The following is a 24713-nucleotide window of genomic DNA, read 5'->3' on the forward strand; positions in this document are numbered from 1 at the left end:
AAAGATTCCATGTGCCATCTCTATCAAACTATATTACTCTTCTCTTCCTCACAATCACCATACACCCTACTCCCACCACCAGCAAAATAAACCCGATAACATAAAAGTCATATAGATTAGTAGCGGTGTTCGGAAGCTTCTCTCCATTCGATTTCTTTCCTTGTTTTGTATTCTTACCATCACTATTACCTGGCATTCCAGGATTATTGACTTCACCCGGAACGGCAGGTTTTGCAGGTTGTCCCGGCTTTGGATTCACAGGCCCCGGCGCACCCGGATTACTTGGCACTCCAGGATTACCACCCGGACTACCTGGCTTACCCGGTTTCCCAGGTTTCCCCGGCTCTGAAGGATCCGGCTCAACCGGCCCATCCCCCACTTCACCTTTAGTAAAAGTCCAAATATCCGATGTAGTCATCCCAGTGTGCTCATCCTCCACCACGACATACCACCAGTAACGCTCGTTTTCCGCAAGTCCTTCCCAGACCATCTCGGCCACACTTCCGCTTGAAACAGCCTCTTGTTTGCCAATTTCCACTTCCGTATAAACGTTTACTGCAAAATAGTCTGTTGCCACTCGTTTTTCTTTTGGCTGAAGGTCTAACTCAAGTACAAACTCATCCTTCCCTGGATAAGTTTCCGTATCATAATAGTTGTACTGATCCAGGTACGGAGAGTACGTGTTCACGACAATCCGGTTATTATCTGTATCAAAGTGTAGCAAACGCATGAAGCCTTGTCCGCCTTCTGGGCCTGCCTGATAGTCGGCAAGCATTTGATAGACGTTACGGTCCGGAACTCCATCTCCATCATCGTCCACTTCATCAATCAGTGTCTGTGCTTCATGATAATGGCCGCTCAACACAGCAATGACATTCTCATTTGGAAGCACGACTTCCTCATACAACTTGTCGCCAAGCGGATGACGCACACCTGTTGCCTGCAAGTACTCGTGGAAATTCAAGATTGCCATGCGGTCTGGATGGGCAGCAAGCACCTCATTCATCCATGCAATCCCTTCGTCTTCCACACCCCAGCCAAGATACACCATGATATAGTCATTTCCGTTGGAGGAAATAAGGTCATAATGCCCGCGGTTATTTTTATAACTTCCGCCGTAATAAGGTTTGTCCTTAAAGCGGTCTTCTCCAAAGTATTTATAATACTGCGTGTAATCATTGGTTTTGTGATCCACATCATGGTTCCCGGCAAGCACGCCATACGGGATTTCACGCTCATCCAAAACGCCCATATACTGGTCCGCGTAATTCCATTGGGACTCTTGATCTGCCATATTCACGAGATCTCCCGTGTGGAACACATATTCAATTTTCATTTCCTCTTCCATTTCCGCTATCCATTCGGTTTGTCTTTCATAGATGTGCGGGAAGCTTTCCGAGTAATACTGCGTGTCTGACATCCAGACAAACGTATAATCATACTCTTCAGAGGAAGCTGGAATTTCATCCTGAACCAGGACGTTGATGTTGCTTGCTTTTACAAAATCAGCGACTGCGACTTCTCCTTGCAGGCCAAAGTCTTCCGTTCCAGCAATCTTATAATCTACAATCTCCCACTTGTTGGACGTGTGGTTCCAGGCATACATGGTCACTTTCCTGCCTTCAAGGGAGTTCCCCTTCCAAACAAGTTCGACCGTATCCCCTTCCTGAACAGAATCGTCCACCGTCACATCAAAGCGGTGATAAGGGAATTCTGTAGAAGAATCCGTGATGAGATATTCCCCGTCTTCGTTAGAAACAAGGGAAATATCCTCTTCTGTAAATGCTTCCTCGCCCTCTGGCACCATCGTTTGCGGCGGCTCGACTTCGTTGGCATTTTTAAAACCCTTCATGCGATCACCTTGAGTCACATCGTACTTATAGCCACCGTAAAAAGTAACATCTAAATCATCTTTAGTAGGATCCGACACCTTCACTTTTAAAGCAGGGTCACCATCCACTGGTGTTTCCGCATCATCTGCCGGGGATACCAGTTCCGGTTTCAACGGGTTTTCATTCACAACAGAGAAGTGCACCACTTTTACCGCTTCGTTTCCTATCTCATCGATCGCCACGACTTTCAACGTATGTTCTCCAGCCGAAAGTTTAGAAGATGCCGTTTCATAAGGTGTCACAATTTCCATGTCATCAAGCAGTACCCTCGTTTCTTTTACCCCGGCAATCGCATCAGTTGCTGTCACTTCGATTGTAAAAGCACCTTTGTATTCTTTCCCTTCTTCTAGGGACGTCGTGATGCTTGGAGCTGTGTTATCCACCATCACTGTTGTTGAGATTTCCTCATCCGCATCCATTGCAGAAACCACATGCTTCCCATCCGAGACGGAAGCTGTGTCCCATTTATAAGACTTAGACGGGGCCTGTTCCCCTGTCACAGTAAAAGTAAAATCTTCAAAAATACGGTCTGTCCCATCATCGCCCATATCAAACACTTGCGCAGGGTCATTTTTTCCCGCATCGCGCAGGATAGTTCCATCCGCCAAGACAAGGCGAACGTTTCTCAGGTTATAGTCATCACGATTGTCCTCGGACTCCAGATCAAACGGGGATGCCTTGTTACCCGCACGAATCGTAATTGTATTATCTCCAAGCTCGAGTTTGTCAGGGTTGATCGGAACCGTGATTGTCTGCCATTCATTAATCCAATCATCAAAAATATGCAGTACTTCATCTCCCATGGTTACCCCGTTCTGGAAGAAGGTATTGATGCCACTCACCTCAAAAGCAAAATATGAGGTGTGCTCGACAGCTTGGAAAGTTTCGCCTTCCACTTCCTCCCCATCTATCAAAAGCTTCACATCTTCCGGAGCATCGGAGCTTGAAGTCCCTTTCAAAATCTTCTCCCCAGCAAGAATCTCGCCTTCTTTTACATTCAAGCGGAGACTGGAGAAATCCAATTCCGTTGTGACATTCACCTTATAGGTCTCTGTTGTCACTTCATTCATGCCGTCCGAAATCTCGAAATAATATTCCACATACTCTTTCGCAATAATTTCAGGCGAGTACACCGTATAGTGGTAAAGCAGGTCATTGTAATCCTTTGTCAGGATGGCCTGTTTGAAGTCGGTCTGGTCGTTCGTCTTGTAAAATAAACGGACCGTCTTTACTTCCTTGTCATCCTTTGCATCAAGAACGATTTCAATATTCTCCGTCTGGTCGACTTCAGTTACCTTTGATAAATTTTCATAAGTTGGAGCTACCGTATCTGCTTCGATCTGAACCGTTTCCGCAGGCACCTGTGAAGCCTCCACCATACCAGGCGTTGCCGCTTTTTCCGCCGCACTTGTTTTGATCATTTGCGTGGAGCCATCTAGCGGGTATTGATAAAAGATACCCATATTGGCCGCTGTGTCCTTCACGTTCGGAACATCGTTGTAATAGGCGACCGCAAGCTCTTTTTTCGAGTTCGTCGCCACCACAAGTCCTCGCATTGAGCCATTGGCCATGCCGTCGCTGTAGATACGGACGATATTTTGATCTTCCACCAAATTCGAACCATAATTAGCATTAAAATCCGCCACGGTCTGCTCGCGGTTTTGTGAATTGATAATCCAGAATACAAGCGTTTCCTTGGATGGAATCACCACATCATCCGGAATCGAAGGCCAGACCACATCTGTTGCACTCTCCGCTCCGTAACGATAATAAAGCTTATAATCTTTAAAACTAAGATCCTGATTCGTATTATTATAGATTTCAATGAACTCATAGCCGTCCGCTGACCCAACATTCGTCGAATCCGGAACCACTTCCGTTACCAAAAATGGCGGCAGAGACTGATAGTCCACTTCAACTTGTTTTACCTCAACCGTAAACTCTTCTGTCTTGGAAACATTCCAACCATCTGAAGCCTCCACATAATAAACGATATCCTCTGAAACATCCGCTCCAGGTATTTCCGCCGTATAGACAGAAGACCCTTCAGACGTTGGGTTCATGGACAAGGAAGTAAATGTCTCGGCCCCTTGCTTTTTATAAAATAAAGTCGCAAAAGGTTTCGCCATATCGTCTGTAATGGTCGCTTCCATCTGAATTGGCGAGTAGGCAGTGCCATTAGTGACAGGCGTATGCTCTATCATAGGCGCTACCGTATCTTCCGGTATTTCCTCCAGCTCCACAGGGTTAGTAGGCACCTGACTTTCTTTTGCCGTACCAGGTGTCGGCGCAGCCAATCCTTCCAGTTTCAGCATCTCTGTTCCGCTAGACGGGAATAAATAATCGATTCCCGCTCCGTTATTGTCATTGTCACTGCCAAGATAACTTGCCGACACGACCTCCGCACCTTCTGCATCTTTGATCACAAGCGCACGATTTCCACCATTCGCAAAACCTGGGAAGACATCCTTGAACTCGACAACCTGATCTTCCACTAGCGTCAGGCCAAAGTTTTCATTAAACTCAGCAAGCGTCCTGTTTCCGGTGTTATACCAAAATACAAGTTCCTCCTGCGGCTCCAAAATGACAGCCGGCACCTGGAATGGAAGCTCACTTCCCGTGTCCGTATATTTATAGACAAACGAATAGTTTGCCAGATTCATCGGTTGATTCGTATTGTTATACACTTCAAAAAACTCATAGTAATCCGTCCCTCCCCCTTTAGAGTTCGGAGACAGCTCGGTAATAAGCAGTGGCAGTTCACTGTAAGATTCTGCTGGAATCTCCACCTCAATCGTGGACGTCTCCGTCGCTGATGTATTGGTACCATCTGACGCTTCGATGTAATAAGTGATTGGTCCATCCACCTTAGCAGCAGGGATTTCAGCAGTGTACATTGACGTTGCCTCTTGTTGTTGCATACTTAGACTCGTATAGCTTTCCTCTGATTCTTTTTTATAAAATATTGTTGCCGCAGTTACGCCTACGTCATCCGTTACAGTAGCTTGAAAAGGGATGGCAGTGAATCTTTCCGCTTCTGTTACAGTAGTGTGTTCAATCACTGGCGGTGTCTCATCAGCGACAGGAGTTTCCTCTTCTTCCACTGTCACCGGCTGCTCAGGAACTTGAACCGCATCAATGGTTCCAGGCGTTGGCAATGCAAGAACCGCATGCTTGTCCATCACCGTCCCGCTCACCGGAAACTTATACTCTATTCCCGCTCCGTTGTTATCATTCTCATTTCCTAGATAACTGGCAGAAACCAATTCCTTCCCTTGCTTATCCTTAATCACCAATGCGCGGTTTCCACCATTCGCAAAACCAGGGAAAGCATCTTTAAAAGGCACTACCTGAGCTTCCGTTAGCGCCAACCCATAGTTCTGATTAAAATCAGCAAGGCTTTTATCTCCAGTGTTATACCAAAACACTAGAGTTTCCTGTGATTCAATGGTTGTTACAGGGACTGTAAACGGTTTTTCACTTCCTGTATCTGTGTATGTATAGATAAAATTCAGATTCTCTGTAGATATTGCCTGGTCTGTATTATTGTAAAGCTCAAAGTACTCATAATGATCAGTACCAGCTGAGTTTGGAGAAATTTCTGTGATGAGTAGATGCGGGAGCAGGTTGTAATCCAGCTCTTCTGTGATGGTCTCTTCTTCTGGTTGTTGCACTTCAGTTGGTTCTTCTGGTTGTTCTGTTGATTCCACCACTTCTTCCTCTTTGGCAGGTGGAGTAACTTCTGTTTGTGGTTCATCTTCTACTGGCTCTTCCACTACAGGTGCTTCTGTAACAGGTTCTTCCGTTCTCTCTTCTTCTTCCACCGTTTGCACTTCAGGCGGCTGCGGATCTACCGAATCCTCAGCTGGCGGCTCTGTATTCTCAACCGGTTCACTACTTCCCTCCGGGTTTGGTACTTCAGTTTCCTCAACTGGAGTAGTTTCCGTTTTAGGTATCTCTTCCTCCGCATGCACCACTCCGCGCGGCACAACAGGCTGAAAACTCGTTCCCACAATAGTAAAAATCATCAATGACGACAGCAGCTTCCTACCAAACTTACGGTTCTCTTTCCTCATCACTAACCTCCACCGAACTTTTTTGAACATTTAAAATTTTACCGATGGATTGTTAAGCAGGTATGAAGGTGTTGTAAAATTTATGGAAAGTTGGGTGGTTTTGAGAGTCTACGAACATAATCGCTAATGCGACCTAAAACCACGTTCCAAGTAAGATTTTAATCTTTGGGACGTTTCACTCTCGGCCGGTTCTTACCCTTTGCATTTATCTTCAACCATTTAAATGAAATTTCATTGTTACAAAAGGCTTCATATTGGTGATGAGGACCTTTCTTCTCCGAATTTCTCGTCACTGCGGTCTTCATTACGGCGATGAGGACCTCTCTCCTCCTTTTTCCTCGTCACTGCGGTCTTCATACGAGTGATGAGAACCTCTCTTCTCCTTTTTCCTCGTCACTGCGGTCTTCATACGAGTGATGAGGACCTCTCTCCTCCTTTTTCCTTGTCACTGCGATCTTCATAAAGGCGATGAGGACCTCCCTTCTCCAAATTTCTCGTCACGGAGGTCTTCATCCCAAAGAATCCAGCATTCCATTATTTAATAATTTCTCAAAAAACAAAAAAACCGAATGACAGTGTCCATCATCCGGGTTCTAATATCTCACTTAACTACCGCTTCTCTCATTCTTTCCTCTACCATTTTGCCTTTTGTTAAGGTAACCTTTACATCTGAATTACTTGCGATGCTTTGGTCATGTGTGACGACAATTACGCATTTTCCTTCTTCATGGGCAAGCTTTTGAAGCAAGGTGATGATACTTTTGGCTGTTTCTTCATCCAAGTTCCCTGTAGGCTCGTCCGCAACGATCAAATCAGCAGACGAAGAGATAGCGCGTGCAATGGATACCCTTTGTTGTTGGCCTCCGCTAAGCGTCAGGACTTTTTGATTGGCCTGGTCTTTGGAAATGCCAACTCTCTCCAACAAATCTAGGGCGTATTGTTTTTTATTTGGCTGCTTCACGCCCGTTATTTCCATTGCGGTGATAACGTTTTGAATCGCTGTCATATAAGGAAGAAGATTATAGGACTGAAATACAATAGATACATATTGGTTTCGAAATTTGGTTAACCCAATTTTGTTCAAATCGGTTCCTTCATAAAGGACTATTCCGGATTTAGGTGTATCGAGCGCAGAAACCAAGGCTAGGAAGGTGGTTTTCCCGGATCCTGATGGTCCTACAATGGTATAAAAGGTACCTCTCTCAAATGTCATGTCCACATCTTTTAAAATATACTGTTCTATGGAATCTTGTTTATACCAGTAACTAACTTGCTGTAGCGATAATAATGTACTCATCATGTACCTCCTAGTCTTGATTCGTCAAAATTGCTTTTGGATTCATTCGAAGAACACTTAAGGCAGGAACAAGTGTTGAAACTAAAATGACAAGTAGTCCGATTCCGACCATCATGATAATGTTTTCAGCTGTAACGCCAATCGCTAGTTCTTCCATCGTTTGTACGTCCTGGTTCTGGGTCATGCCTCCAGGTCCCATTGCTCCCATCATTCCTCGCCTGTTGGTAAAGGATTGGGGTTCATTACTTTCTTCAGAGGCGGTAAGCTCTTGTTCTAGTAATTGGTTACCTACTGCTTCTGCCACATAGCTACCTGTCACCAGAGATAACCCCATCGCCAATACCGCTACCATCAATATTTCTACTAGGAATTGACCAACTAATTTTTTTCGTTTCTCTCCAATGGCCAATAAAACGCCCATCTCATATTTTCTTTCTCGTATGGTCATCATGACAATCAAGCCAAGAATAATTGAACCAGCAATCGTAACTAGTAATACTATCTTGTTAGAGAAGGAAGATACATTCTCAATCGGTCCCATCATCTGTTGATAGAGCTGGTCATTCGCATTTAAAATAAACGTATCAAAATCGATGGTGCCCAATTCTTTTGCTTCCGCAATAAATGCCTCAATGTTTAACGGGTCATTCATATAATAAATTGCCTGATTAATGATTCCTTCTTCACCCTTTAGTTGATTAGCTGCTTCTAGTGGTACATAGATAGAGTTATAAGGATTCATTGATAAGATTCTTTCTGCTTGTGGAGGTATTTCCGCACTAGTAGAATAGATACCTTTGATTTCAAGTGTTACCGTCTCCTCTGTTTCCACTGATGTAATGGAGATGTCATCGCCTATGGACCAGCCATTTTCAGAGGCTAGATTTTCCTCCACCAACGTGACCATTTTCCCTGCATCATCCGCTGTAAGGTGTTCTCCTTCTACCATTTCAGATTGGCCATCCATAAAAGAAGCAGCCGCATCACTAAATAACACGCCTTGAACATCCAAATCCGAATTCATACCTCCACCCATTCTGCCAGGCATACTTCCTTGAGCTTGATCTTCTTCTGTTGCACTTTCTTCTTCCTCCGCTGCGCCAATCGCCGTGAAATCAGTTGCCATGGCACTTGCCGTAGAGTAGAAGTTATACCCTTCCACATAATGAGATTCAATGAGTGATTCTGCATCTTCTATATCGATGGGAATGGGTTGGAACATCGCTTGCCTTCTTCGCTCTTCCCCACCATTTTCCACAAGACTTTGTCTGTCGACCGTTAACGTAACATCTCCACCAAGTTCTTTCCTCGCTAAGTTACTAGACTCCTCCGCAGCTGTCTGAATGGTTAAACCCGTTAATACAAATACAGATATAACAGCAAGTACGACGAGAAGAATCAGGCTTTTCCCTTTTCTAGCTGTTACACTCCAATACGCCCTTTTGATAAAATTCACTTTTTATTACCTCCTCTTTTTTTAAAACAAGCCATAGTAGGTATTATTCAAAACGAAACTGATTTGGTCCTTAAAAGAAACTGAAAGTTAGCTGAAAATTTTATTCAAAAGTCCATTATCCCGCTATATTGGGGTTACAATAAACGGTAAGAAGGTAAACGGAGAGAGGTACATTTTGATGAATAACCAAGAAATAAAAATACTGCTAGTCGATGATGAAAAAAATATAGTACAATTCCTTGAGCTTGGCTTATCAAACGAAGGATACAAGGTAAAGACAGCCTCAGATGGAATTATTGCGATGAACCTCTTACCAGACTTCAAGCCCCATGTCGTTATTTTAGATGTGATGATGCCTGGGTTAGATGGATTCGAGGTGTGTAATATGATAAGAAAAAGCGGTATCCAAACCTCCATCATCATGTTGACGGCACGAGATGAGGTTGACAATCGAGTTAAAGGGTTAAAAATTGGAGCAGACGATTACATCGTGAAGCCTTTTAGTTTTGAGGAATTATTAGCCCGTATTCAAGCTCGTGTCAGAAACCAATTCCCTGATCAGTTCGGTGAAGTTATCTACGGTCCATTTCGAATAGATGATAGACGGAGGGAGATCGAGTACAAGGGCAAAGGACTGGCCCTTTCCCCAACAGAGTATGAACTGTTAAAGTATCTCGTCTTAAATCACGGGATGGTGATGAGTAAGTTATTGATCTTAGATAAGGTGTGGGGATATACCTTTCAAGGAGAGGATAACATCGTGGAAGTCTATATCCGATCCTTGCGGGAAAAGCTTGGAGATAAACAGCATCAGCTCATTCGTACGATTAGAGGGGCTGGATATAGGTTGGATTTATTATGAAGCCTATTCAAAAAATCCTACAAACCCTATCCCCTTCCTCACTTCGGTATCAGCTTCTCTTTAAAATGCTTATCATCCTCTCACTTATATTAGTGGTGATTGGTTTTTTCCAATATATGGTCTTAAAGGACTTTCTTTATAAAAATGAAGCGGAACAACTTAGTGGGAAAATCATGTCTGTTCCGATAGGAGCGTTAGGAGAATTTTCCGACCCTCCCGGTGGCAGAGAGCGCCCTCATTTTTTCTTAGTGGAGAATATATCACTCTCCCTTATTCAGGAGGACGGAACGTATATTGACTTGTTGGATAACAATGGGTTGGAATCTCCACGATTCTCGGAAGCCAAACTGGAGTCCATAAAAGAAAATATAGGAGGCAGAAACAGAGCAGATTATCATTTGAACAAGGATGAAAACGGGACCGAACAGCTAGTCCTATTCCGGCCGGCCATGCGAAATCCAAACCGATTCCAAAATGGGGACGGCGCGATCTTACAGATGGGAATCAGCACCGCTCCCTTGCAGCAGCTATTATGGAAACAATGGCTAACCTTTATGATTCTATCCACTTTTGCGATAGCAGCAGGGATTTGGATTTACTTCTCGGCTATCAAAAAGACATTGGGTCCATTATCCAACATCGTATCATCTGTACAGACCATCAACGCCTCCAACATGGCGTACCGAATTCCACAGAAACAAGGACAAGAAGAAATAGATCTGTTATCCGAATCCTTCAATGACATGCTGCAACGCCTGGAGATATCTTTTGGACAAGAAAGAGAAGCAAAGGAACAAATGAGACGTTTCATCGCGGACGCGTCTCATGAACTCAGAACCCCTCTAACTTCTGTGCACGGTTACCTTGAGGTACTGCTAAGAGGCGCTGCCCAAAATCCAAACCAACTGACAATGGCACTAGATAATATGTACGGCGAAACGAAAAGGGTAATTAAGCTAGTCGAGGAATTGTTATTGTTGGCAAAATTGGATCAAGCACCAGAATTAGAGCTGCAATCAACCAATCTAACCGAACTCATCCGCGACATGAAGCCACAGCTAAGCATCCTGGCAGGAAAAAGAATGGTAACCTTTCATTTGATTAATGATGTGTACGCGAATCTGAACCCTGACAAAATAAAGCAAGTAATCTTAAACCTTTTTCAAAACGCGATTCAACATACAGATGCTGCGCAAGGCAGAATTGATATTCGGTTAGAGAGTTTAGAAGATGCTATTCAGTTAAGCGTCGAGGACAACGGTTCCGGAATTGATAAGGACAAGCTGCCGCATGTTTTTGAGCGGTTTTATCGAATTGATTATTCCAGAAATCGTGATTATGGAGGAGCCGGGCTCGGGCTCTCTATTACAAAGGCAATTGTAGAGGCACACCACGGTAGTGTGGATGTTGATAGTGCTCCGGGGGAAGGGGCTAGATTTATTATTTATTTGCCATTGGGGTGAGTCGTGAGGCAGAACCGTTTTAAGCTATCCCTATTTTGCTATAGCATGTAAAAATAGTCGATATTTATCGATTTAGATTGAGCCTCTATAAAACAATAGTAAAAAATCAATTGTACAAACGTTTGTTTAAAAATTGCTATATACGAATACTTTCTAATAAACACACAACTGATCTATCGTAAAAAATCATTTTTATAAGTGATAACACATAAAAATATACCTATTTTTAAATAAAATACGAACGATTGTTGTTTACACAAAGAAAAAGTTCGTTTATAATCAAACTTGTGTTGAAATTACTAATAACTATTTCATTCGTATATTCTTAGAGATATGGTCTAAGAGTTTCTACTAGGAGCCGTAAAATCCTAACTACGAATGGGTGGATTCACTCTGCCCATTTCTAGTCTGGATTTTTTGTTGTGTAAAAACCGAACATTACTATGAAAATTATTCTTTTAGGAGTGTGTCTCATGGAAAATGTATTTGATTATGAAGATATTCAGTTAGTACCAAATAAATGTGTCGTTAACAGCCGTTCTGAGTGTGATACTACGGTAACACTTGGTGGCCGTCAATTTAAGCTTCCTGTAGTGCCAGCCAATATGCAAACGATCATTGATGAAAAAATAGCGCTTTACCTTGCTGAAAATAACTACTTTTACATTATGCACCGCTTTGAGCCACAAAAGCGTCAGGCATTCATTGAGAACATGCATGCAAAAGGTCTTTACGCTTCCATCAGTGTTGGGGTGAAAGAAGAAGAATATTCATTCGTTGAAGAGCTTGCAGCAGCAAACCTTACTCCTGAATACATCACGATCGACATTGCCCATGGGCATTCCAATGCTGTCATCAACATGATTCAGCATATTAAGAAACACTTGCCAGAGAGCTTCGTCATTGCCGGTAACGTTGGTACACCTGAAGCTGTACGTGAACTGGAACATGCCGGCGCAGATGCAACGAAAGTAGGTATCGGCCCTGGTAAAGTATGTATCACAAAAATCAAAACTGGTTTCGGTACTGGTGGCTGGCAGTTGGCAGCACTTCGTTTATGTGCAAAAGCAGCAAGCAAACCAATCATCGCTGACGGCGGAATCCGTACACACGGCGATATCGCGAAATCCGTGCGTTTCGGTGCGACGATGGTCATGATCGGCTCCCTTTTTGCCGGCCATGAAGAATCACCAGGAGAAACGAGCGAAGTAAACGGAAAGCTAGTGAAAGAATACTTCGGCTCCGCTTCCGAATTCCAAAAAGGCGAAAAGAAAAACGTAGAAGGCAAAAAAATGTTCGTCGAGCATAAAGGTGCCTTACAAGATACATTAACGGAAATGGAACAAGACCTTCAATCTTCCATCTCTTACGCTGGAGGAACGACTCTAGACGCTATCCGTCACGTCGATTATGTGATTGTGAAGAACTCTATCTTTAATGGCGATAAGGTTTATTAAGAGAAGCATGGCAGCATAGTTGATCGAGTATGATCAACTATGCTGTTTTTTTGGTTCTTTTAAACACCGCTGTTGATTTCCGCAAATGGCTTCGCTTATCCAGAGGGCGACCTTGAGCCTCCTCGGGCTGCGCCCTGCGGGGTCTCAACATTGTCGCTACTCCCCCGCAGGAGTCTTCGCCAACTGCTCCAATCCACAGCTAGGTTGCTGCAAAAATTAACAGTATGCTTTAACAGAGCCTATATAATAAAAAGCCCCCTTCATCCATGGATGAGGGAGCTTTGGTGGCAGGTTACTTCGTTAAGCCTTCGAAAATAGTATTGATATTCCATTCCATCATAGCAATGTATGAATCTCCGTCTTCACCAGGCGCTGCTATGGAATCGGTGAATACTTTCCCCATAATAGGTACTCCTGTTTCCTCTGATACAGCTTCCATACTGCGGGCATCAATACTGGTTTCTAAGAATAACCCTGTAATATTTCTTTCATTGATGATATCTACAATTCTTGTAATCTGATCTGGAGTTCCTTGATTTTCTTGGTTGATTTCCCAAATATATTCTGCTTGGAATCCATATGCCTCACTAAAGTACTTAAAAGCACCTTCACTTGTTACAAGCACTCGTTGTTCTTCTGGAATTTCCGCGTACTTCTCTTTCGCTTTGTTGTGAAGTTCTTCTAACTTTGCAATGTATTCTTCTGCATTTTTTTCATACACTTCTTTATTTTCCGGATCCACTTTAATTAACCCATCACGTGCATTTTCTGCATATTTAATTCCGTTTCTAATATCCAACCATGCATGAGGGTCTTCTTCCCCTTCCTTACCTTTTGTTGTAAGAAACTTTGCTTCCACACCTTCACTCATGAGAAATACAGGTGCATCCTTACCGTCTTTCTCTGCCGTTTCCATCAACTTGGTAAACCATGAGTTTCCTTCCTCAAGGTTTAATCCGTTATAAAATACTGCATCGGCATCAGTAGTCTTCTGCACATCTACTGGAAGTGGATCGTACTCATGTGGATTAGAACCAATCGGTGCTAAGCTATGGATATCCACTAAGTCCCCGCCTACATTTTTCACAATATCATAAACGATGGAATACGTAGTTACCACTTGCACTTTACCTTCACTGTCACCGTTGCCATTTGCCTTTTCCCCGTTACATGCCGTTAATGCCATAATGGCAAATAATGAAACGAGAAATACCGATAATTTTTTCAACATCATTCGTTTCCCCCTACTCTTCTTTTTTTATAAAAATCACATCAATGCCGCACGTTTCTTTCTTGCTTTCACCATTTTCCATAGCAAACCATGCTTTGGAGAGAATAAAAATACCAACGTGAAAATTGCAGTTGCCGCAATAACAATGGTTGCTCCAGAAGCCAGATTGTAGGTGAAGCTAAAATATAGACCAACAATCGAGGAGATGACTCCTATTCCAGCGGCAAGGAAAATCATCACCCATAACCTGTCTGTCAGCAGATATGCAGCAGCTGCAGGTGTAATTAACATCGCAACGACAAGAACAATTCCTACCGTCTGAAGAGACGCCACAGTCACCATCGTAAGAAGTGTCATCAAAAAATAGTGAATGAAACGAACTGGCAATCCGTAGGCCGCTGCCATCGTACTATCAAAGGATGTAACCAATAATTCTTTGTAAAAAAGATAGACTGCCGTAAGTACAAACAATCCAGTACCAAGTGTGATCCACATATCCGAAGGACGGACTGCCAAGACATTCCCAAACAAAATATGATATAGATCCGTACTGCTTTTTAGCATCGTAATGATGATAATTCCAGCAGCAAACATCGCAGTAAACATAATTCCAATGGAAGTATCGTGCTTGATGCGACTGTTTTGGCTCACAAACCCAATGGCAATGGCTGTGAGTATCCCTGTGAACACAGCGCCAAAGAAAAAGTTGATGCCTAGAACATAGGAGATTGCAACACCGGGTAACACGGCGTGCGAAATGGCATCCCCCATTAAAGCCATCCCTCTTAGGATGATGAAACAGCCAATCACTCCACAAATAATACCTACCATAATGGATGTGAGAAGTGCTTTCTGCAGGAATCCATATTGCATTACCGCTTCGATAAATGCCATTTTCCTTATACCCCCATTTCCGTCAAGAAAGCAAATTGTCCTTGGTATGCTTTCTCAATTACATTGGATTGGAAAACTTCCGTTGTAGATCCATAACTGATTAATTCTTTATTTAATAAAACCAACTGATTAAAGTAATGTGTTGCTTTGCTTAGGTCATGGTGAACCACCATCACTGTCTTCCCTTGCCCGCACAGTTCTTTTAAGATCTTCACGATGGTTTCTTCACTCGCAACATCCACGCCGACAAACGGCTCATCAAGAAAGAAGACTTCTGCCTTTTGCGCAAGGGCTCTTGCTAAGAATACACGCTGCTGTTGACCGCCGGATAACTCCCCGATCTGGCGTTTACTGAATTCTTCCATTCCTACTCGTTGCAAGCACTCATAAGCCCATTCCTTTTCCTTTTTTCCTGGACGTTTAAATAATTTTAAATTAGGATAAGTGCCAATCAGAACAGCATCCAAGACGGTAATGGGAAAATCCCAATCAATGTCATTGCGTTGTGGAACATAGGCAATCTTTTTACGAACGTCCTTCACTTTTTGGCCTAATATACTTACATTCCCCTTATCCATGGGGATCAGGTTTAACAATGATTTGATTAATGTTGACTTACCTGCTCCGTTCGGTCCGATTATTCCTACTAGATTACCAGCATCTATTGACAAGCTGACCCCTTTTATAGCTTCGTTTCCATAATAAGAGACATGCAAATCTTGAATAGAAATAGCATTACTCATGAATAAATCCTCCTTATGTTATGCCTGTCTAAACATTTATGAAAATGTATCATTTAAAAATTCAGTTTGACTCTTAAAAACATATGCCACTTTATGGGGTTTTGTTACACGCATATATATTTGCACAAGCCATAAAAGTTGCACTAGCTCAACTTTTAAATTAAAAAAATTTATCCCATTAATAAATCGGTCAATAAATCTACCATCAGAAAAAGTTTACCTAATGCAAAATATATAGCCTGAACCATAAAAAGTCAACACGTTTGCGTAAAATATTTATAATAATTAGCCAAATTAATTTGTTCTAAAATCGTTGTTTGGGAATATAAAGAAGCAGATGGACAGATGTCCGCTTCCTCCAAAAATTGAAGAAAGCGACATACCCGTCCATCTGCTTTTTTACTTAAACCAGCCCTTCCACCTAAACCAAATATACAAGCCTATCCCCATGACTACCATGACTCCAAGGGCGATAAAGTACCCGTATCTATAGTTCAGCTCCGGCATATATTGAAAGTTCATCCCGTAGATCCCTGCGATAAAAGTCAACGGCGCGAAGATGGACGTGATGATGGTAAGCACCTTCATCACATTGTTGGCTTGATGGGAGTTCAAGGAAAGGTAATTATCCCGAATGTCCGCCGTCAATTCCCGGTTGGAGGTAACCATGTCAGAGAGCTTCAACAGATGATCATAAATATCCGCGAAATACTCTTTCCTCTTCATCACCCCATCCAGACGATGGGTATTGAGCATGCGGTATAGCAGATCCCGCATCGGGTTGATCGTATGGCGCAAGTCCAATAAGGAATACCTTGTATCAAACAGCTCTTCCATCAGCTGATTCATCGATTTGTCCTGCGTGTTTTCCTCAATTTTGTCCAACTGGTCCTCGAGCTTATATAGCAACGGAAAATAATTATCCACAATATCGTCAAGTATTTCATAGAACACATAATACTCATCCCAGTTTTCAACGTTCTTAGGCGGCTTGTCCAAGCTCTTCCACACCGCATCCACCTCTTTAGAAGGTGCCTGATGAAAACTCACCACATAATTTTCCCCTAAAAAGAAATTCACTTCCTCCTTATGAAGCTCGTCTTCCTTTTGCTGAATGCTGTGCGTCACGAAAAAAGTATGATCCTCATAATGATCCAGCTTCGGCCGCTGCAATCTATGTATGCAATCCTCTATCGCCAATGGATGGAAGTGAAACGTACTATCTAAATGTTTTATTTCCTCTTCCGACGGTTGATTGAAGTCAACCCAGATCCATTTATAGGCGTTTTTATCGAGGTTTTCGATGTTGATGTTTTTGGTGATCTGATGATCCCTTGTCATTCCGGCTATTCTTATCATTTGGCTTCCCCTCACATTCGTATAGGGTTTTTATACCCAGAATTGTGGGGTTTTAAAAGTGAGGGGATTGTAATCTAAATATAGGTTTCTACAATATTAGCATCTTCTCCAGCTTGTTTAGGGACAAGGGAAAAACTTTCTGGGATCTCCTTTCTAATGGCATCTAATGTAGTTCTCATCAGAATAATCGGTGTGGGTTTATTCACATCGAAGAATCTCGCCACATACATTCCTTTGTAATCGGAAGGGCTATTGTAAATACAGATTATGGGCATGGTATACTCTTTCATATCGATTTCGTTAAAAGAACTGATTAATTGGTCTTTTGTTTGCATAGTGATCCCCCTTTATGTTTTTACGTTCGGCAGCTGATGAATCGACTAAACTCCCATTTCTATTATCTAGTCTTTTATCAGTCTGTTTGCATATTCCAATGCTTTCAGATGGTTTCCAATCTCCATGTAGTGCTGGTACATTGTTTTTTCGTATGTTCGCAGCTGATGAATCTTCCCGCTCTTCTCAAGCATAGGAATGATATTCTTTTCAATAAACTCGTAATAGGCTCCCATTTCTTTCTTTTCTAAAAGGTTCAGCATTTGAAAAAACATGAAACTGCTGTGATCTTCAATCAACTTTGACAAATGTTTACCTTTTTCTATTAACTCTGCCAAATCCAAATCCGTATCAGCGATGTCATTTTGCAGGCTGCAATAGATATAACCTATTAAATTATTAAGGTACACCGGGCTCCGGGGATTGGCCTGCAATAATTCCAGCGTCTTTTTATAAAAATCTGCAGCCTTGTTATTTTCTTCTCTAAAAGCATACTCGTATGCCAGATTACTGAGCAGTGATGCTTTCTTTGTTTTTTCATTAATCATCTCGCATTGGGCAATTAGACGCTGGTATCTTGCCACCAATTCCTCGAAATCCCAGAGCTCATTTCTGCCCTCACTGATCAGCTTAATGGTTTCTGCGTCGATGACTTTTTTGTAGTTACTTGTCCTCCTGAAGTGTTCTAATGCCAACTCACTGTAATAGTAGGCTTTGACTTTCAATTGGAGGTTAAGATATGAAATAGCTATTTGGTGATAAAACTCCTGATTGTGGTAGTCTCTTTCGTTGATTTTTAGTAGATATTCCAGAGCTTCTTTGAAATTCCCGCTCAGGATTTTTGCCATACCCAACAGATGATGTAGCAGATTACATTCATAGGTATTCAGCTCTTTACGTTCAAAATTCATTTTTGCTAGCAGCTTGTTGGCCCTCGCTAAATCTCCTTGGTGCAGAAGATATCTTGCATGTAATAACGTGTATTTGTTTTTAATCGAATGTATTAGGAATAGAGGGTGCTTCTCAATTTCTGTTTTAAGTCGGTCCATCTCACTATTTTGCTGCATTATCATGCTGTCATGCCATTGGTCCAGCATCCGTTCATATTCATGCAGGGACTCCAGTTCATTTTCCAAATGGATACCTAATTTGTCACTGATCATGCTTGTAATTTCCGAAGAATACTGGGTAATCCCTCTCTCAATTTTACTTATATGTGTAACAGAACAGATTCCCCTACCGAGCTCTTCTTGTGTCAGTTCCTTCTTTTCCCGATGAAATTTAATTAGCATCCCTAAACTCACTGTCAACACTCCCGGATTTAGTTGTAAGTAAAATTATCTTTATCATACCGTTATTTTTTCATCAGAAAAAGAGTTGTTTTTTTAATTGTTTTATTTTTCTGTCACTTAAACTTACAAAGAAAGAGCCGTCCCGATACAAGGACCGCCCTTTCTAATACTTATTGAGTTAGTCCTAATGCTTTCTTAATTGATTCGATTGTTTTTCCTTCCGCTTCTTCTTCTGGGGTCGGTGTATCCAATACAAAATCATTTTCACTTAAATAATACTTCTCAAGAAGCTTAAAGTCTTTTGCGTCTGTTGTGCCATCGAAATTGATATCTGTGTCTCTATAGTCCGTACCCCAATGCTTTTCTAGCAAAATCGCATCATGGATATCTATTGCATTATCTTTGTTGACATCTCCTGGTTTCGATACTGCTGTTCTGTAGTCAATAAATTCTCCTATTACGATACCGTTAATTTTCCGTCCAGCTTCAAGCGGTGTATAGGTCGTGTAATGTCCAGGTATATCAATGATTACCGTATACTTTGTCTCTGTTACTGGTAATTTATCAAAATACACTCTTCCATTCGACTCCAGTCTTGCAGGATAAGAATTCCCTTTTGAATCTTCCACACTTATTGCCGCTCCTACCGTTGTATAATTTCTGCTGTAATCAAACCTTCCTGCATCAGTCAGGAACCCTTCAGCACCAATAAATCCTGCATCCACATTTGAGAAAGTTGGATAGATTGGATGTGCACCAATTCTCGTTGTCAATCGAGGGCCTCCATTTACCTGCATGGTACTGTTGGTGAATATTGATCCATATACAGGGAAGAATTCATTTGCATTCGTATCGATTGTAACCTCAAAAAGAGCTACATCTCCAGAAACACCTTCACCCGTAACGGAAATATCAATCACTGACTTTGTTGTTCCAGGCTTTGTGGTAGTTTCAACCAATTCAGATCCTTCTGGGAGCCCGTCGGCAAGTTTGAAATTCACCGGTGCATCCATATATTTGTCGTTATAATAGAAGGTCATGGAAAAGTCATGCGCTTTTTCTAGGTTGTTTGCATAGAAGGTATAGGTGATTTCATCTCCCATCTGGTACGATTCTTTATCCGGTTGGGCAAACACATATTGAGCTCCTTCTCTGGCATAATAAACGACTTTAGGAACAGCCGTGTTTCCTGCATAATCCGCTCCTAAGTATTGAATTCCCGTAATGGACGATGTATTAACATTTACCTCTCTAGAAAACTTTCCATTCTCATCGACTCCCACTCGAAAACTTGGTCCGTTTGATCCATACCACAAATTACTACTTGCTTGCGTTAGCGGAACGCCTGCAGATTGAGCCGCTTTCATCTCGTTATCCATTATTGTTCCTGAGATAGTAACCGTACTTTGACCTTCTGGCAGTTCGACAATTGGAAGATCTCCTGTCGGCATAGCGTTTGTATCGTCATACTTCACTATCGGAGCGCCATTTTCAAGACTGATCAGTGATGACTTTTCAAACTGCTTCCCATTCTTTGCCGTTCCAATCATTTTCACTTCATAGATACCATCTTCCGCTCTAACCTTCGTATAACTGATTGGCTTCTTCTCATGCCCGGTAAATGGGAAGTAATAACCGGCAAATCCTTGTTGAATGTAGTAATAGTAATCAATTGCTACCCCTGTTGCATTAGCGGATGTAATCCAGCCTAACTCTTCCTTGGTATCAGGATCTACGAGTACCCAATCCAATCTTTCCATTGGGGAATTCAAGATAAAGTCCAGGTCAGTCGCTTTTCTGCTGTATGGATTTTTCACTCGATCCGTTGATATGCTTGGTGTATAAACTTTAAAGAAACCAATGCCTTCTTCCACAACTTTCGCTCCAAATGGAATGCGGTTAATTTCTTTTGAGTCCTTTTCGTTCCTAATCACTATATACCCTTCGTAAGTACCTTTTTGAGCTGTTTTTGGAATGATAAGAGTAGCATTAAAGCGTTCTTCTTCATTTTTCTTCACTTTTATGGAGCTAGGGACATTCAACTTCACGCCGTTTTCCACTGCATCTAGAGAGCCTGACGCTGCAGCTCCAACATTATATTCTACTGAGATTTCATATTTATTGTTTTTGTTACTGTTATTGGTTATCGATAGGCCAGTCGTTTGTTCAATCGTTTCATCCCCCATTGGTACGAAGCCGAAGCTAAGTCCGCCAGTCTGTTCAGGGATAATTATTTCTTTTCCATTTTCAATAAATGGTGTTTCATCAAGTACAGAAATGAGCGTATCTGAGTGAATGGCTTGGTATGGATCCACTCTTCCAGCTCCTACTTCATAGACACTATATTGATTTTTTAGAGGATCTGCTGTATTCATCAATAATGATTTGATATCGCCTGGTGTATAATCAGGATTGGATTCCAGCAATAATGCTGCCACCCCTGCCACAAGAGGCGAAGCCATTGATGTCCCAGATAACCTCTGGTATGCATAAGAATAATCCGAAGTATCTTCCTTATTTTGAATAAACGATGGGACGGTTGAGAGAATATTGACACCTGGTGCCGTTACTTCCGGCTTGATATCATACAGCGTTCCGGAAGGTCCTTTTGAACTGAAAGAAGCGAGTTGGTCACCGCTGATTTCAGCCGTGCCCATTTCTCCAAGTGTAACCGTTGGAGAACCCTCTTCAAACAATTCTTTAACAGCTAGACCACTCTCATTCGTTAAAGAAAAGGTCGGAATGTTATTATTGTTTTCTCCCAGATAGTGAGGAATATGGCCTTCTTCAGGGTTTGTATTATAAATCACTACCCCGACTGCACCATTTTGTTTTGCATAATTCATCTTTTCAATCAGAGCATAGGATCCACGGACAACAAAAGCAACTTTCCCAGCTACATCTTTCCCATTGTAGTCAGCTGGTCCACCCTCACCCACATCGACCATTTCATAGCTTTTTCCTTTTAGATTGCTGAACTCATCTGTCCATTTGTTGGTCATTAACTGTAATACTCCATTTAGCTGCTGATCTGCTACTGTAAATCCTCCGTCATACGTTGTGACAAAGGAAGGTGCAGAACTTGCCCCCACCGTCAAAGCGAGTGCCGCCGCTCCAGGGGAACCAAGGGTACTGTTTCCTAAATCGCCTGAATTCCCTGCAGCCACCACCGCGGTAACTCCACTTAGCACGGCATTATTGACTGCAAGGCTGGATGCATCAAGCGGGTTGTTCGTCTGAGCTCCTAAAGATAGATTAATAACATCCATCCCATCTGCTACCGCGCGATCAACACCTGCTATTATCGCACTGTTCATACCGCTGCCATACGGGCCCAATACACGATAGACATTAAGCTCAGCGTCCGGTGCCACCCCTATCACTTTGTAGTCAGAATCATTGGTTGCCTGTCCTACAATCGTTCCAGACACATGTGTACCATGATTAGTGTAATAGGTGTTTCCTTGATTGATTTCTGGATACCCTTTTGCTGCCTTCCAATCTTCATATGTTGTTTCCATTGGATCATTATCATTATCTACAAAATCATATCCACCTTTATAAGCTGCTTTTAAGTCCGGATGATTGTAATCAATCCCTGTGTCAATGACACCTACCTTGACTCCTTCACCCGTAAATCCTTCTTTATGTAACTTATCAATGTTCAAAAAAGGAATACTCTCTACTTTTGTTGTTGAACCTTCTTCTCCATCAGTTTTTGGCGGAGGCGCTAGTTGTACTTCAAGCTCACTGTAAACCGCCTTGACCACTTCAGATTCAAGAAGGGTTTCCACTTCATTAGCAGGAAGTGTAATGGTTACTCCATTTAGTGCCGTTTTATATTCATATTTGATTTCATACGGAGCTTTTGAAGATTTTTCCTTCTTCTTTATTTTCGTTTCCAAATCTTTTTTGAATTTCTTGTGAGATTCTTCTACTTTTGCGGATGCTGCTTCTAATGAGATTTTTTCCCCTTTAAGGGATTTCTGGAATTGTTCAGCCTTTGCAGGGAGCTGATCAAACTCTACAATTACCGTAACCTCTTCATCACTGTCTAAATCTAGATCCCTAGAAAGCTGCAACCCTCTTAAAGAACGGTTCACTTCCAAGTTCTCCAAAGCTTCTCTTTGTTCTTGTGAAAGATTTGCTAAGATGTTTACTGCACTAGATTGAGATTGTGCATGTCCGATAGACTGAGAGCTAAAAGGTGCCATTGCTCCTACAATCAAACCGACACTCAAGGCTGCCTTTAAATACTTACCCCTGTTCATGTTCTCATCCCCATTTCATCCTGTTTGACTTAATTATAAGTCCTTCACTTTGGGACTGTCATTGGGGGGATTATTTGTTGTATTTCGATAGAGTTTGGTACTGATTTACATTTTGAAATTCAATAATATCAGGCATTACTTGTTGTTTAGATACTCTAATTAACACGAGTAGTCATTTAGGTCTGGGTATTTGGAATTATGATAATTGGGATATTATCAGTAAAAATCAAACAGGCACTACATGGAGTTATGGGTTATACACTAGAGGGAAAGGAGTGTCAGCTATGCCTTGGCAACAGAAAATTCCTCACTTAATGAATCAGCCCATCGGAGTCTCCTTTTTAGATGGTACAGGAACTTCAGGTGTCTTATGCGGAACCTCTAACGGAAAGCTCTTAGTAATGGAATACCTATACCATACACAATTCGCCATAAAGCAATATGATATGAATACGATTCAGGATATTCATGGGTATCCGGGGTGTTCGGGTCAGCGGTTTTGGGGATGAGGGTGTTTTTATTATGGAGTCTTACTATTTGAATTAAGGGGACGGTTACCCTGCTTCCTTAGACTTTAAAGAAAGCGCAGAACCGTCCCACCCGATTTTAAAGGTTTAAATAAGGGTGGAATCATTCTAAATGCTCTAATTCCTCTAACCTTTTGTTTGTTAGAAAACTAATCTGATAGATGTTATCCTTACTTTCTACCCAATAATCATAAGTAACCTCTGGTTCATTTTCAAACACAACACTAATATAATATGGGTTTCGGTGTTTAAAGCCTTCCTTACGGTGAGGAACAGTGGAAATAGTCCATTCCTCATCTGGATAATGCTCTTCTAAGTATGGTCTTAGTAATTGCACCTTCTTATCAATTTGCGCATCAATCCAAAAAGGACGAGCAACAAAAAATATACAATAAGCTACCATAGCCATCTGCCTTTTAGAAAGAGTGCCACAATTAGGATTGAGACAATTATGCCGCCGACAATCATTAATTCTATTATTTCTGTTGGATGCATTAGTTCTATCCCCCTTTACTAAGCCTCTCCTGTCTAAATAGTCATCTTCCAACTTGACAGGGCCAGCCATTTTTCCTGCTCTTTATAATCAGGCGATATTTTTCCGACAAGTCGCCAGAAAGAGCGGTCGTGATTGAGATGAATCATGTGGCACATTTCGTGTACTACTACATAATCAATTACTTTCATTGGAGCCATCGCCAACTTCCAATTGAACGTTAACTGTAATTGGGAATCACAGGTTCCCCATGTAGTCTTACTATCAGATATACGGATAGACCGGGGTTTTACTTTAAAGTTACTTTGATAGGATCTTACACTCTTCTCCACTATAGCTTTGCATTGCTGGTAATAAAATCTCTTTAAAGCTTGTTTTATCCTTCCGTCCTCCACCTGTTTCACATATACATTCACATGTTTTTCATCAAACACGACATAATCTTGTTCAATAGAACTATCTTGATAAACCTTTACAGGATAGGAATTCCCTAAATAAAGAACCCTCTCCTCCTGACTGTATTCCTTCTCCTGCTGCCCAAGCAGTCTGTCCTTCATCTCCTTTGATTTTTCTTGAATCAGTTCCCACTTTTCCTCCAGCAATTGAATCACTTTTTCATCCTCTGTACCCTTAGGAGCCTGGACTTCAACAATTTCATAAACGTCCATACGAATGGCAATGGATTTGCGATTTTTGTATTTTATCTCAAAATGGATGGTTTCTCCTGAATATGTATGTATCATTTTATCACCTTACTTCAATGTACTTTTCTAAGTAATTATATTAAACCTTGCATTTAAAAAGTAGCGGGGATTAACTCCTTATTAAGGGAAGCCCAAATAAGCATCTCCACATAACCCAAGAAATGAAAAAAAGCCTCTCATAAGTCAGTGAACTTATGAGAAGCTTACGTTAAAAATACCTCAATGCTAGTAAGTTGTTAGCAAACCACTCTCACTTTACCAACAAACCCACTCATATTAAGGGTTAAAGGGGAGATTACAACATTCCGTCCCTAAGGTAATGGTGTGTAATATCTTTAACTTGGAGTGCGTTAAGTAGTATAT

Annotated in this window: 16 protein-coding genes and 1 riboswitch; of the genes, 4 read left to right on the plus strand and 12 right to left on the minus strand. The window is 41.8% G+C overall.

Annotated features, from left to right (window positions below; all coding sequences use genetic code 11):
• Positions 1–28 precede the first annotated feature (28 nt).
• The 3 genes from LC091_RS18850 to LC091_RS18860 form a co-directional block, all read right to left on the minus strand.
• Complete coding sequence (locus tag LC091_RS18850; RefSeq protein WP_226683607.1) at positions 29–5968, minus strand: lamin tail domain-containing protein; 5940 nt, start codon at positions 5966–5968, stop codon at positions 29–31.
• Positions 5969–6569: 601 nt separating this feature from the next.
• Complete coding sequence (locus tag LC091_RS18855; protein ID WP_226683608.1) at positions 6570–7265, minus strand: ABC transporter ATP-binding protein; 696 nt, start codon at positions 7263–7265, stop codon at positions 6570–6572.
• Positions 7266–7275: 10 nt separating this feature from the next.
• Positions 7276–8721 (minus strand): ABC transporter permease, encoded by a 1446-nt coding sequence (locus LC091_RS18860; protein ID WP_226683609.1) that lies wholly within the window; start codon positions 8719–8721, stop codon positions 7276–7278.
• 178 nt (positions 8722–8899) lie between these two features.
• Here LC091_RS18860 and LC091_RS18865 point away from each other — a divergent pair, with 178 nt between their 5' ends.
• From LC091_RS18865 to guaC, 3 genes are all read left to right on the plus strand, one after another.
• The gene (locus tag LC091_RS18865; protein WP_404819705.1) at positions 8900–9583 is read left to right on the plus strand and encodes a response regulator transcription factor; all 684 of its coding nucleotides are present in this window, start codon (positions 8900–8902) and stop codon (positions 9581–9583) included.
• Positions 9580–11046 (plus strand): sensor histidine kinase, encoded by a 1467-nt coding sequence (locus tag LC091_RS18870; RefSeq protein WP_226683611.1) that lies wholly within the window; start codon positions 9580–9582, stop codon positions 11044–11046. The genes LC091_RS18865 and LC091_RS18870 overlap by 4 nt, the downstream gene beginning before the upstream one ends.
• 295 nt (positions 11047–11341) lie before the next feature.
• A riboswitch (purine riboswitch) is annotated at positions 11342–11441 on the plus strand.
• A gap of 78 nt (positions 11442–11519) precedes the next feature.
• Positions 11520–12503, plus strand: a complete 984-nt coding sequence (gene guaC / locus LC091_RS18875; RefSeq protein ID WP_226683612.1) for a GMP reductase — start codon at positions 11520–11522, stop codon at positions 12501–12503.
• Between the two features lie 292 nt (positions 12504–12795).
• Here guaC and LC091_RS18880 read toward each other — a convergent pair whose 3' ends face one another.
• From LC091_RS18880 to LC091_RS18910, 7 genes are all read right to left on the minus strand, one after another.
• Complete coding sequence (locus LC091_RS18880; protein WP_404819706.1) at positions 12796–13731, minus strand: metal ABC transporter solute-binding protein, Zn/Mn family; 936 nt, start codon at positions 13729–13731, stop codon at positions 12796–12798.
• Between the two features lie 39 nt (positions 13732–13770).
• Positions 13771–14628 carry a metal ABC transporter permease gene (locus LC091_RS18885; RefSeq protein ID WP_226683614.1) on the minus strand — a complete coding sequence of 286 codons (858 nt, stop codon included), beginning with the start codon at positions 14626–14628 and terminating at the stop codon, positions 13771–13773.
• A 5-nt stretch (positions 14629–14633) separates the two neighbouring features.
• Positions 14634–15371 (minus strand): metal ABC transporter ATP-binding protein, encoded by a 738-nt coding sequence (locus LC091_RS18890; RefSeq protein ID WP_226683615.1) that lies wholly within the window; start codon positions 15369–15371, stop codon positions 14634–14636.
• A gap of 399 nt (positions 15372–15770) precedes the next feature.
• A complete protein-coding gene (gene corA / locus LC091_RS18895) occupies positions 15771–16730 on the minus strand; it encodes a magnesium/cobalt transporter CorA (RefSeq protein ID WP_226683616.1) in 960 nt (319 codons plus the stop codon).
• Positions 16731–16804: 74 nt separating this feature from the next.
• Complete coding sequence (locus tag LC091_RS18900) at positions 16805–17065, minus strand: hypothetical protein (RefSeq protein ID WP_226683617.1); 261 nt, start codon at positions 17063–17065, stop codon at positions 16805–16807.
• A 66-nt stretch (positions 17066–17131) separates the two neighbouring features.
• Positions 17132–18367 (minus strand): helix-turn-helix domain-containing protein, encoded by a 1236-nt coding sequence (locus tag LC091_RS18905; RefSeq protein ID WP_226683618.1) that lies wholly within the window; start codon positions 18365–18367, stop codon positions 17132–17134.
• A gap of 158 nt (positions 18368–18525) precedes the next feature.
• Positions 18526–22626: a S8 family serine peptidase gene (locus LC091_RS18910; RefSeq protein WP_226683619.1), complete on the minus strand. Its 4101-nt coding sequence runs from the start codon at positions 22624–22626 to the stop codon at positions 18526–18528.
• Between the two features lie 284 nt (positions 22627–22910).
• On the opposite strand from LC091_RS18910, the gene LC091_RS18915 reads away from it, so the two are divergent.
• Positions 22911–23135, plus strand: a complete 225-nt coding sequence (locus LC091_RS18915; protein WP_226683620.1) for a hypothetical protein — start codon at positions 22911–22913, stop codon at positions 23133–23135.
• 121 nt (positions 23136–23256) lie between these two features.
• Here LC091_RS18915 and LC091_RS18920 read toward each other — a convergent pair whose 3' ends face one another.
• A complete protein-coding gene (locus tag LC091_RS18920; RefSeq protein WP_226683621.1) occupies positions 23257–23556 on the minus strand; it encodes a hypothetical protein in 300 nt (99 codons plus the stop codon).
• A gap of 125 nt (positions 23557–23681) precedes the next feature.
• The gene (locus LC091_RS18925) at positions 23682–24389 is read right to left on the minus strand and encodes a M48 family metallopeptidase (protein ID WP_226683622.1); all 708 of its coding nucleotides are present in this window, start codon (positions 24387–24389) and stop codon (positions 23682–23684) included.
• Positions 24390–24713: the final 324 nt, after the last annotated feature.

It is taken from the genome of Sutcliffiella horikoshii, assembly GCF_020524325.1.
Classification (GTDB): Bacteria; Bacillota; Bacilli; order Bacillales; family Bacillaceae_I; genus Sutcliffiella_A; species Sutcliffiella_A horikoshii_D.